Raw genomic sequence first — 13,047 nt, forward strand, 5'->3', positions numbered from 1 at the left:
GTTTTAACATAACCTTATGCCATGTTACAAATATGCTGATGTTTTAGAGAAATAAACGTCGATTTTTTTACCTAAAACAACCTGTAAATCACTCAAAAACAACAAATTGATTAATTCACACACCATTTTTGACTAATTTACCCCCTTCTTGTTTTTTATGCCCAATTACTTCATCCTCTATAAAAACAACCCTTTTTATAATTCCTTTAATTCAATAGCTTTTCTTTTTTTTGACTGTGAAAAACATTAAATTTGATAATAAACTACCCCGACGTAGAACGTCGAGGAATTCTTTAGATTAAATCGTATTAAGAACCATTAATTAAATAATGAGAAAGTACATAAAGCCTTTTTGCTTTTTATTCCTATTTAATTTTATTTCTATAGCCCTAGCACAAGTTGAGTCGAACTTTATTAAGCTGGATAAGGCCTTTGGAGGATCTCTTCAGTTAGCTGAAGACCACTTGGGGTACATGCTTTTTATAGGAGGAAATGGAATATACAAATATAATGGCTATGACTTTATTCGTAAGCCCTTATCCTCCATTTTTGGAAGTGATTTTACAAGAGATCAGAATTTTATTTTAGCTAAAGATCGCCACAAAAATCTTTGGATCTCTTCATTTAGAGGTGAACTGATGATGGTTACTACCTCTGGTGAAAAAATCTCATTTAAGGAACATATTAAAAAAAATGACAACTATACTCAAATCACATCTATAAACCCAATAGAAGATAACGTTTGGTTGGGTTCGGTTGAAGGTGACCTTTTTAAATACACTTTTAAAAATGATGCTATAGAACCCATATTTACTTTACCTCAAATTAATGATACCAAACAAACTATAAATACTATTGCTTTAACAAGCCCCGACAAATTATGGGTAAGTACACAAACAGGAAATATCTATAATTATTCAACTATAACCCATACTCTTGAACTATATGAAGGACTTGAAACCAGAAACCAGCAGAATGTTTACATTACTAATGACAAGTTGGGGCGTTTATGGATTGCCACTGAACTGGAAGGTCTTTTTTGTTATGATCCTAAAATAGATATGTTAAAACAATACGATGTTGAAATAAATAACGGAGCATCGAAACACCACATGTTTATTTCTATTTTTTGTGATAGTTCTGGTGTTATATGGGCAGGGACTGATGGAGATGGCCTCTACAGTATTAACACAAATAATGATAAACTTTCGGTTTATAAACATCAAGAGAATGATAGATTTTCAATAAGTGACAATACCATTACTAACATTACTGAAGATTCAAAAAATAACATTTGGGCTATTGCAAAGCAAGGTGTTATTAATATCCTGCCAAAGAATACAAACAAAATAAAATACTATAATGGATTAAAAAATGAAGGTTCTACAAAGGTTTTATCGGTTTTAAAAGCTTCTAATGGAATAATTTATATTGGTACGGATGGAAAAGGCCTCAATAAAGTTCTTCCTAGCGGTCATAAAATTCAATATAAGCCTTCCAACAAGAATAATAATTTTTTTGAAGGGCGTTACATTCAATCCATGGCCGAAGACCAAAACGGTAACATTTGGCTTGGAACCTACCAAAATGGATTATGGGTATACAACCCTTCCTTAAATAGTTTCAAAAAAATAGAACCAAATAACACCTCTTCTCCAGATGTACAGACTGTTTTTAAAGATTCAAAAAATAGAATTTGGGCAGCTTTTGGAGGGGCTTTCAATGTGTTCAATGACAAGCATGAATTATTAGCTTCTTTTAATTATAATGACAAAGGTTTATTTGGAACCACCTGTATGGGGATTAACGAAGATGAACATGGTAATATTTGGTTAGGTTTAAACCCTAATAAACTTTATAAACTTAATGAAGATGCACAGGATTTAAAAGAGTCCTATTTTACTAAACACAACTATTTCATAGCCAATCCAGAAGATTTAAGAAATTACAACATACATTCCTTAAAACCTGATTTTAATGGTCATTTATGGATTTTAGCCGCATCTGGAATACTTATCAAGTATAACATAAACAGTAATACTTTTGAATCTTTCGCCAATAACAGCTATTTGAATGGCATTTTTATTTCATCGGTTTTAATAGAGGATTCAAACAATTTATGGTTAAGCAGTAAAAATGGAGTGCACCATTTTAACTTAAAATCAAATGAGCTTAAATCTTTTTATCAGATTGATGGCTTTCACAATACCACTTTTTCAAGAAGGAGTGACTTTAAAGATAATGATGGTTTTTTATATTTTGGTGGTGATCATGGCGTTAATGCCTTCTTGCCCTCAGAAATTAAAAAAAATGACACGGAAGCCAAGCTTTATTTAAACGATATTGAAATTCTTAATAAACCTGCCAACAATATTATACCTGAGCAAGTCCATTATGGTGTTGAATATGTTAAAGATCTTAAATTAAATTATAACCAATCTTCTTTTTCATTTCAATTTTCAGCCTTGGGGAACTTAATAAATACCGATTATCATTATGCCTATAGGCTAAACGGGTTTGACAACGAATGGATTACTCCAAGAGAAGAACGAACAGCAACCTACACAAACATCCCCTATGGAAATTATACCTTCCAGGTGAAAGCAGGAACTAAAAAGGACGAATGGAACATTGAGCCCATATCATTAAATATTTCAATAAAACCACCTTGGTGGTACACTTCATGGGCATACCTTCTATATTTTTTAATTGGCCTATTACTAATTTACGGCTTTTGGGTATGGTTTCGTTTAAAAAGTAGGCTGATTAAAGAAACCTGGCAAAACAATAAAGAAAAGGAACTATATGCGCTTAAAATGAATTTTTTCGCAAAGATGTCGCACGAAATACAAACACCATTAACCCTTATTTTAGGCCCCATTTCGGATATGTTGAAAAGGGCTAGCGATAATGGTAATAAACTTTTATACAAAAGGCTATTAATGATCGACAATAACGCCAATAGATTGTCGCGAATAGCCATGGAGTTAATGACTGTTAGGAATAAAGAGCTTGGCAAGCTACGTATCTATGCCTCAAAAAACAATTTAATTAAAGATTTAAAAAGAATTGCCCTATCCTTTAACGAACAAGCCCGATTTAAAGACATCCATTTTATCCAACAATACCCAGAAACTGATATTAATATTTGGTACGATAGTGACAAAATTGAACATGTCATTTACAATTTACTATCCAATGCCTTTAAGTTTACCCCAAAAGAAGGAACAATTTCCCTTAAAGTGAGTTTAGATAAAACTAAGGAGTCGGTCAATATTTCGGTTAGGGATTCTGGTCCTGGCATTCCTAAGGAAGAACTTCAGGATATTTTTAAACTTTTTTATCAATCGGACTTAGGAAAACACAGCAAGGGTATTGGTATTGGGCTTGCGCTTACTAAAGAACTTATCACATTACATAAAGGTGAGATAGATGTGAAATCATCACCAGAAAACGGTACTTGTTTTTCTGTTAAGCTTTCAACCAAAGAGAACATCTTTACCGAAGATGAAAAGATATTTGTTGAAAATTCGAACATTATTTCCGATTCTATTGAGGAGGAATTTGAAGACTTAGAGACAAATTTCAACATAAAAACAAATGTTGAAACTGATAAAAAATATACATTGCTAATCGTAGAAGACAACATTGAAATGCAAATGTTTTTGCGAGATGTTTTATCTAATGCTTATCACTTGCTTATTGCTGCAAATGGCAAAGAAGGCATCGAATTGGCAGAAAAACACATTCCAGACTTAATCATTAGTGACATTATGATGCCTGTTATTGATGGTCTAGAAATGTGCAAACTACTTCAAAAGAAAAAAGTGACCGCCCATATTCCAATCATTATTTTAACTGCTAAAAATTCGGCTACAAATAAGATAAAGGGCTTACAAACTGGTGCAGTAGAATACATAAAAAAACCGTTCAACTTTTATGAGCTCCAATTAAAAGTAACCAATATACTTAAAGCAAAAGAAAAAGCAATCTCTAAATACAAAATGGATTTAATTAGCAGTCCAGAACATATTGCAAAACCCTCAAAAGGTGATATATTCTTGGAGAAACTGGTAAACGAAATCAATAAACAATTAGAGAACCCCGACTTTAAACTGGAAGATTTAACCAAGATATTTAACATGAGTTATTCTGTTATCTATAGAAAATATCAAGAGATTACAGGCAAAACGCTAATCGATTTGGTAAAATCCTTAAGATTAAGAAAAGCCGCTCTGTTAATAAGTCAAAATGGATACAATATTTCTGAAGCGGCCTATATGGTAGGTTATAAAGATGCTAAATATTTCACCAAAAGTTTTAAAGAAGAATTTGGTATTCCCCCTGCCACTTTTAAACGCGAAAGCAAAAATACCGACTGGAACAAGTTAGCTGAAAAGTATAACATCCAATATCACAACTAACTCGTTTGTTTTAAAACCTAAATACCAAAAGGGTTATTAATTGTATGTGCTGGCCCTGTAAACCACTGCGGTCCCTCTTCTGTCATGTAGATATGATCCTCTAATCGAATACCAAAGCCATTGGGAACACAAATCATGGGTTCGTTACTAAAGCACATGCCCGATTTTAAAACCTCATTATTATCTTTAACAATATAGGGGTATTCATGAATATCCAAACCAATACCATGGCCTGTTCTATGTGGTAATCCTGGTAGTTCATAATTAGGCCCTAAGCCGTATGAGCTTATTATTTCTCTTGCAGCTTTATCGACTGCACCACAAGTATTACCCAATTGTGCACTATTAAACGCCGCCAATTGTGCTTCTTTTTCAATATTCCAAATTTTTATCTGCTCTTTCGTTGGATTAGCAAATGTATAGGTTCGGGTAATATCTGAAATATAACCCTCTAGCACACACCCAGTATCAACTAAAATAATATCATTTGCTTCAAGGGGCTTAGGCGACCTAACACCATGCGGAAAAGACGTATCTGCTCCAAACAAAACAATACAAAAATAAGAACCAGATACTATACCATAACGTTTATGGGCTTCATGTATAAAATCTACAACCTCTTTTTGGGTTATTCCAACACGCATAATTCTGGCTGCAGCTTTATGGACTTCAAGGGTAATATCCATTGCCAATTGCATAATGGCTATTTCAGCCTTAGACTTTTGCATGCGGCACGGTTCTACAATGGCTCTAGCATTAATTAATCTATAGGATGTCGTTATTTCTAAAATACCATTGGTTATAAAAAAAGGGGTGGTTTCATCTACATAAATTTCTCCATTATTAATATTCTTTAATGTTAAAACAGTTGTAAATAAATGATAAGGATTCTCATGTTCTTCCCAACAGTGAACTTCGCCTTCTACAACCATAAAGTCTAAAATAGTTCCCTTTTCAAACTTTGGAGCAATATAATGTACAGAGCCATCTAAAAAAATTAGAGCTCCAACCATACGTTCACTTGGACTCCATGTTGTACCTGTAAAATAGGTTAAATTGGTTCCTGCATTCACATATAATGCAGGCACATGATTAGTCCTCATTAATCCAACCACCTTTTTAATACGAGACAGATACTCCTCTTTTTGAATTGGAGATACAAACTGGGATTTAGGTGATATTTTATTTAATTCCTCCTCTATAGTTGAACCTCCAATACCGTAGGTTTGCATGTTTAATTAAGTTAATTAGTCGTTTCCTTAAAATTTTCTATCTGGACTAAAGGGTTGTATTTTTAGAGTCAACTTTTTATCTAAAATTACTTCAGAAACCAGTTTTCCTGTAGCAGGACCTAGACTCCATCCCATCATGGCATGACCTGCAGCAATGGTTAAATTACTACATCTTGATGATTTACCAATATAAGGCAATCCATCTGGTGTACAAGGTCTCAAGCCACATTGAGCTGCATTTTTATCTTCATTACTAATATTTAAACCCCTATAATAACTTTGGACTGCTTTAGCAATGGCTTCAACGCGCTTTGGGTTAATATCATGATTAATTCCACTAAGCTCCATGGTACCCGCAAAACGGGTAAATCCCTCCATTGGTGTTACTGCCGCCCTAGCTTCACATAAAATTGCAGGATAGCATATTCCCGTTTTCTTTTCAACATCAATTCTATACCCCTTTCCTGCCTGTAAAGGTATATTTAACCCAAGTTTTTTGGTCATTAAGGAACTCCAACTACCAGCTGCCAAAACAACCTCATCTGCTTTTAAGTTCTGTTTATCTGTTATTACACTTTTAATAACGCTATTAGAAACTTCAATATCCTTTACTTTTTCATTTTTAAAAAATGTCACACCCTTAGTTTTCAAATGCAACATCATTTCTTGCATAAAATTGTTTGGGGTCATATGTGCATCACAGTCGTAATACACAGCTCCTTTTATATCCATATTGACATGAGGCTCAAGAACATCTACTTCCTGTTTAGATAAGTGCTTAACTCCAAAACCTTCCTGTATACCACGTTTGCCAACTTCCCATTCCTCTTCTCCAACTTTATCGGTTTTATAACACATTAATAACCCTTTTCGTTCGAAATGAAATTTAAATGTATCCGACTGCTTTAAATCTTTATATAAATCTCTACTTAATAAACTAAAATCCCTTAAAATGGGAATAGAAGCTTCTACTTTTTCTTTAGTAGCAGATCTTTTAAAATTTAAAGCCCATTTAAAGAATTCTAAATCCAGTCTTGGTTTTACATAAAGTGGACTGGCAGAATTAAACATCCATTTAATGCCTTTGGTAATGATTCCAGGAGCAGCAAGCGAAATAAAATGACTTGGGGTTATATACCCAGCATTAACATGTGATGCTCCCGAGTCCATATTGGTTTGGTCGACAACCGTTACGTCACACCCTTCTTGATTCAGGTAATAGGCCGAACACAGCCCTATAATACCTCCTCCTATAACAAGAACCTTTTTACTCATAAATTCATAGATTAAATGACTTGAAATCCGAAAGCGTAAGGATCGTCTTCGCTATCTATGGTAATCGTATTATGTCCATAAATTTTAGCCCAACCTTTAATACTTGGTACAATGGCTGGTTTGCCATCTAAGGTAGTTTCTTCTTCAATACAACCAATAAACTTGCTACCTATAAAACTTTCATGGATAAATGGCTCACCTTGTTTTAACAGTCCTTTAGCGTGCAATTGTGCTAATCTTGCTGATGTACCCGTACCACACGGGCTTCTGTCGATAGCCTTATCCCCATAAAAAACTGCATTTCTACCAGAGGACATTGGGTCTATTGGGTTTCCAGTCCATAGCATGTGGCTTACATCACGAATCGTTTCATTTTCAGGATGAATGAACAAATTAGGATATTTTTCATTTATACGCTGTCTAACAATTTGAGAATACTGAATGATTTTTGAAGCCGAAAACGCATGAACACCTTCAAAATTTTCTTGTGGTTCAACTATAGCGTAATAGTTCCCACCATAAGACACATCGAAAACTATTTCACCTAACTTTGGGCATTCAACGGTTAAACCTTCAGCAGCCAAAAAACTCTTAACATTTATCAGTTTTACCCAATCTACTTTACCTCCTGTTTGTTGATATTCAACCTCTATCAAACCAGCTGGGGCTTCCATTTTAATTTTACCAGGTGTTTTTGGGTTTATCAAACCTTCTTCAACAGCAATAGTAACTGATCCTATGGTACCATGACCACACATAGGCAAGCAACCTGAAGTTTCAATAAATAAAATTGAAAAATCGTTCTCTGGATTATGTGGCGGATATAAAATACTGCCACTCATCATATCATGACCTCGGGGCTCAAACATTAATCCTTTGCGAATCCAATCGTATTCCCTTAAAAAGTGTTGACGCTTTTCGCTCATGGTTTTACCTATAAGCAATGGCCCTCCTTCCTTTATAAGTCTAACAGGGTTACCACAGGTATGGGCATCTATACAAACAAACGTACTTTTACTCATTTATAAATCATTACTGTAATGCCAATGGCAATAGCTCTTTTGGAAAAGATTGATAACTAACAGGCCTAACCCATCGTTTAATGGCATTCGTTCCTACTGCAGTAAATCTGGAATCGGTCGATGCTGGATATGGTCCGCCGTGCTGCATTGATGGACAAACTTCTACACCTGTAGGCACACCATTAAAAATAATTCTTCCTACCCTATTTTCAAGCGCATCTACCAAATCGTGTAAATCCCCATATTCCTCTTCCTCTGCTATTATCGTCGCTGTTAATTGACCTTCAAGACCATCAATAACCTCTAATAACTCTGCTTCATTCTTACATCGAACCACTAAGGAGAAAGGTCCAAAAACTTCCTGACTCGTCCTTGGGTTTGCTAAAAAATTGGCGCCTGAAACGGTAGCTACCAATGTTGCAGCATAATTAGGTTCTAAATCACCTTTCAATTGTCCAACCACTTCAACTCCTGGTTGGGAAGTTACACTATTTCCATTTTCAATAAAGCCTTTTTTAATGTTAGGATGCAACATACATTGTGCTTCAATGGCAATAGTTTTTTCTGCCAGAACCTTAATAAACTCTTGTGTTTTTTCGCTTTCAATAGTTAGAATCAATCCTGGATTGGTACAAAATTGACCCGTTCCTAAAGTAATGGAAGCCGCATAGTTGTTAGCTATTTCAGCTAATCTTTTATTGATTGCTTTTGAAGTAACAACCACTGGGTTAATACTTCCCATTTCTGCAAATACAGGAATGGGTTCTTCCCGTTGTGATGCTAGATCGAATAAAGCACGACCACCTGAAATACTTCCTGTAAAGCCAACAGCTTTAATTTTTGGATGTTTTACTAAAGCCGTACCAACGGTTCTACCACGCCCCATAATGTTTGAAAACACGCCATTGGGCATACCTGTTTTTTCCGCAGCCTTAATAATAGCCGATGCTACCAGCTCTGCTGTACCCGAGTGCATCGCATGAGCCTTTACTATTACCGGACAGCCAGCCGCCAAAGCACTGGCCGTATCACCTCCTGCTGTTGAATAGGCCAGAGGAAAATTACTGGCCGCAAACACAACTACAGGACCTAAAGGGATTAAAGTTCTTCGCAAATCTTCTTTAGGCAGTGGCTGCCTATCTGGAATGGCTTCATCTATAGTATTTTCCCTCCAGTCTTCATTAGACACTAAATTGGCAAAAGAACGCAATTGAAATACTGTTCTTGCACGTTCTCCAATAGCACGCCCTTCGGGCAAACCAGATTCCGATGTATAAACATTAATCAACCCTTGGTCCAACGCTAAAATTTCATCGGCTATGGCATTTAAAAATGCTGCCCTACGAACACCAGGAATTTTTCTATATACCTTAAACGCATCCCAAGCTAATGCAACTGCTTTGTCAAGTTCTTTACCTGTAGCTTCAAAAAAAGGTGTTGAATTTTCTATATTGAGCTTTGGATTTATAGTGCGATGGGTAATATTGCCCTCTGCCGAAAGCTTGTTTCCTATATAATTTTTTCCTGTTATCATCTTTTTATTTTTGTGTTAGGAATTGTGACCTTTTAACAAGGTTTAACTCAGTCTAATATTTGAGTTCTTTTTGTTCTTTTAAATGGTTAAAATATACTTAAAATAACCATCTTGAACAAAAAAAGCGAGTTCCTTATGCCAGCCTTGTGTGACGTGTTAACCCCTAATTATTTAAACTTTTATAATCGGGCAAAATTGGTCTCACCGTAATAGCATCTTCAATAATTTTGATGATATCCTTGCGTTCCTGACCAGACAAAACTAATCTTGGCGCCCTCACATATTCTGCCCCAATACCCGTATATACCGATGCCATTTTTATGTACTGTACTAATTTAGGACTTATATCTAATTCCAACAGCGGCATAAACCACCTGTAAATTTCTAATGCTTCTTTTATTCTTCCTACTTTTTGCAATTCATAAATAGCTACAGTCTCGGCTGGAAAAGCATCAACCAATCCTGCTACCCAACCATCGGCACCAAGTACTAAACTTTCCAATGCCAATGTATCTACACCGGTCATGATTGCCAACCTGTCTCCAAACCTATTCTTTATTCTGGTAATGTTTGTGGTATCCCTTGTGGATTCCTTAACCGCCTGAATATTAGGACATGCCTCTAACAACTGGGAAAACATATCTAAAGTCACTTCAATTTTGTAGTCTATTGGATTGTTGTAAATCATGATTGGTAATGATGTACTGTTAGCAACTGACATAAAATACTCCACCACCTCCTCATCACTTGCTTTATAACGCATGGGCGGCAACATCATTAATCCAGCTGCCCCATCTTCTTCAGCCGTTTTAGCTAAAGCAATAGCCGCTTTAGTGGTCTGCTCTGCAATATTCATTAAAACAGGAACTCTACCTTCAACAAAAGCTACCGTTTCCCTAGTAAGAATACGTCTTTCTTGATCTGTAAGCGTACTGGCTTCACCAAGTGTACCTCCCAATACAATACCATGAACCCCAGCATCTAATTGTGCTTTAAGATTTACTTTAAATAGTTCTAAATCCAACACATCATTTACCGTAAACTGTGTTGTAATTGCGGGCATAACACCTTTCCATTGAATACTCATAGTTATATTTTTTTGACAATCAAAATTACCGTTAAATAGTTGTTACAATTAATATATAATTATCCATATATAATATTATATTATCCTATATTTATAATCAATATTATATATTGAATATTATTTAACCAATATTACGTTATGAAAGTATTACCTTTTAAAATTCCAAAACCTGAACAAAACGTTATTGTTTTTCAGGAAGACCTTGATATAGCGTTTTATGATAAACTGCATCAACATGAAGAAATCCAAATAAGCTTAATTTTTGAAGGTGAAGGCACTTTAATTGTTGGAGATAGTGTTAACTACTATTCCAAAGGAGATATTCTGGTTATAGGCAGTAATTTGCCACATGTTTTTAAAAGCGACACAGATTCATCCCCAAGTTCGCATATGTTTACTCTTTTTTTTACAAGGCATTCATTTGGCAATCAATTTTTTGAGTTGGAAGAATTGAAAGAAGTTCGACCTTTTTTCAGACGATCCAAACAAGGATTTAAAATTACATCCCACAAAAAAATCATTACCAATTTGTTTTTGAACCTTAACAAAACCTCTAAGTTAGACAAACTGATTACTTTATTACAATTATTAAAAATAGCTACTAAAGCCAATTACATAAGTTTATCATCCTATGTGTATAACAAAAAATTTACGGATAATGAAGGGAAACGCCTCCGCGATGTTTTTGAATATACCATGAACCATTTTGAAACGGATATTTCTCTGAGTACAATAGCATCTGTGGCCAACATGACCAAAAATGCATTTTGTAAATATTTTAAAAAACGCACCAACAAAACCTACGTAGCTTTTTTAACTGAATTACGAATAGAGCATGCCAGCAAGCTTCTGTTAAAGCATAAAGAAATGCCAGTTATTGAAATTGCAGAACTTAGTGGCTATAATAATCTCTCTAACTTTAATAGGCAATTTAAATCGCTTAAGCACAAGTCACCTTCAATGTTTAGAAAAACTAATTAAACAAAGATAAATACACCCATCAGGCATAGTCATTGATCCGCAAAATCGTCAATATCGAACCAAAGAAGTGAACAGCATATTTTCTTTAATATCAAATATATCAATAGATTATGAGAATTCTAAAATAAAAAAGGTCGGCAAAATTGCCGACCAGTCTTGTTTAGTAGCGGGAACTGGACTCGAACCAGTGACCTTCGGGTTATGAGCCCGACGAGCTACCTACTGCTCTATCCCGCGATATTGGAGAGCAAATATACAATCCTTTTTAGTTTATACAATAGGAAATTACTAAAATATTTATTGCCCTATACTATTTGCCTGAAACTCTAGAAGTTCCGAATTCAAAAATTCAAATGAAATTTTTATGGGGTTACAACATACTTCACAATCTTCTACATAAGATTGTTTTTTAATTGAGCTATCTAAAAACATAGAGATAGATTGCCAGCAATAAGGACAAGTAAAATAGTGTTCAATCATAGTTATAAAATTAAAAAAAGGGAAAATAACTTAGATTGTTTTCCCTTTTTTTAACTAACTAAAACTAATTTACTTAAAAAACTATATTATTCTTTTTCAATATCCATAGTCGCTGTAGCATTTTGACTCTGCAATTCCAAGAATAACAAATCAGGTGGTGTACTTCCTGTTCTATTGGATATTGTAGTAATATCTTGGTTTAAATTGTTATCACTTACCATGATGGTATTTAAATTCGTTAAGTTAACCAATTCCATAGGAAAGTTTCCTGTAAACCCATTACTCGATAATACTAGCTCTTGTAAATTGCTTAATTGGGCGATTTCAACAGGAATTTCTCCTTCCAACTTATTATCTATAAGACTCAATTTTTCTAAACTAGATAAGGCATATATTTGATTTGGAATAGTTCCGGTTAAAAAATTGCTTCCTAACAATAATTCCTTTAAGTTTGTCAATCCCATAAGGGATTCAGGAATATTACCAGATAACTTATTGCTATACAAGTGTAAGGATTCTAATTTTTCCAACTCGCCCAATTCATTTGGAATATTACCTTCCAAATTATTCATAAAAAGTTCTAAAGTTGTTAATTCTTTTAAGTTACTAATTGTAGATGGAATAGTTCCACTTAATTTATTGAAACCAAAATTTATTTTTTTCAAGGCAGTTAATTTTCCTATTTCTTGAGGTATGGTTCCCTGAAGGTTGTTAAAATGTAAGTTTAACTCTACCACTTTATCATCCTCTACTTTAACACCATACCAAGTATCTATCGAGGCTTCCATATCCCAAGAGGTATTCCATTTGCTACCATTAGTAGCATTGTAGAGCGCTATAAGGGCTTCTTTTTCGGTTTGTAAAATGCTTGCAAATGTGTAAAAAGAAACAAATAAGCAGGCAATGGTTAGCTTTAAGGTCTTCATGTCGAATAAATTTGGGATTAATTCTCATACGAAGATAACCTGCAAACAGACTAAATTCTATTTTATTCGATAAAATGCGCTAAATT

At 34.5% G+C, this 13,047-nt stretch carries 9 protein-coding genes and 1 tRNA gene; 2 read left to right on the forward strand and 8 right to left on the reverse strand.

The window, feature by feature from the left end; genetic code table 11:
• Positions 1-329 precede the first annotated feature (329 nt).
• Positions 330-4,424, forward strand: coding sequence for an ATP-binding protein (locus tag K7G79_RS02175; protein WP_223548722.1), 4,095 nt, complete (start codon positions 330-332; stop codon positions 4,422-4,424).
• 17 nt (positions 4,425-4,441) lie between these two features.
• Here the strand turns inward: K7G79_RS02175 and K7G79_RS02180 are convergent, their stop codons facing one another.
• The 5 genes from K7G79_RS02180 to K7G79_RS02200 form a co-directional block, all read right to left on the reverse strand.
• Entirely contained in the window at positions 4,442-5,656 is a 1,215-nt protein-coding gene (locus K7G79_RS02180; protein ID WP_223548724.1) for a Xaa-Pro peptidase family protein, read from the reverse strand.
• Between the two features lie 27 nt (positions 5,657-5,683).
• Positions 5,684-6,931, reverse strand: coding sequence for an FAD-binding oxidoreductase (locus K7G79_RS02185; protein WP_223548726.1), 1,248 nt, complete (start codon positions 6,929-6,931; stop codon positions 5,684-5,686).
• An 11-nt stretch (positions 6,932-6,942) separates the two neighbouring features.
• Positions 6,943-7,953 carry a 4-hydroxyproline epimerase gene (locus K7G79_RS02190; RefSeq protein WP_223548728.1) on the reverse strand — a complete coding sequence of 337 codons (1,011 nt, stop codon included), beginning with the start codon at positions 7,951-7,953 and terminating at the stop codon, positions 6,943-6,945.
• Between the two features lie 10 nt (positions 7,954-7,963).
• Positions 7,964-9,487 carry an aldehyde dehydrogenase (NADP(+)) gene (locus K7G79_RS02195; protein WP_223548730.1) on the reverse strand — a complete coding sequence of 508 codons (1,524 nt, stop codon included), beginning with the start codon at positions 9,485-9,487 and terminating at the stop codon, positions 7,964-7,966.
• Positions 9,488-9,650: 163 nt separating this feature from the next.
• Positions 9,651-10,574 carry a dihydrodipicolinate synthase family protein gene (locus K7G79_RS02200; RefSeq protein WP_223548732.1) on the reverse strand — a complete coding sequence of 308 codons (924 nt, stop codon included), beginning with the start codon at positions 10,572-10,574 and terminating at the stop codon, positions 9,651-9,653.
• A gap of 138 nt (positions 10,575-10,712) precedes the next feature.
• Between K7G79_RS02200 and K7G79_RS02205 the strand changes: the two genes are divergently transcribed.
• Positions 10,713-11,555, forward strand: a complete 843-nt coding sequence (locus K7G79_RS02205) for an AraC family transcriptional regulator (protein WP_223548733.1) — start codon at positions 10,713-10,715, stop codon at positions 11,553-11,555.
• Between the two features lie 164 nt (positions 11,556-11,719).
• Here K7G79_RS02205 and K7G79_RS02210 read toward each other — a convergent pair.
• The 3 genes from K7G79_RS02210 to K7G79_RS02220 all read right to left on the reverse strand — a co-directional run bounded on the left by K7G79_RS02210 (position 11,720) and on the right by K7G79_RS02220 (position 12,961).
• Positions 11,720-11,792 (reverse strand) — tRNA-Met (locus tag K7G79_RS02210).
• A gap of 60 nt (positions 11,793-11,852) precedes the next feature.
• Positions 11,853-12,035, reverse strand: a complete 183-nt coding sequence (locus tag K7G79_RS02215) for a CPXCG motif-containing cysteine-rich protein (protein WP_223548735.1) — start codon at positions 12,033-12,035, stop codon at positions 11,853-11,855.
• 86 nt (positions 12,036-12,121) lie between these two features.
• On the reverse strand, positions 12,122-12,961 hold the full coding sequence (locus K7G79_RS02220) for a Two component regulator three Y domain protein (RefSeq protein ID WP_223548737.1): 840 nt from the start codon (positions 12,959-12,961) through the stop codon (positions 12,122-12,124).
• Positions 12,962-13,047 lie beyond the last annotated feature (86 nt).

Source organism: Aestuariivivens sp. NBU2969 (assembly GCF_019931125.1).
In the GTDB taxonomy this organism is placed as follows: Bacteria; Bacteroidota; Bacteroidia; order Flavobacteriales; family Flavobacteriaceae; genus Aestuariivivens; species Aestuariivivens marinum.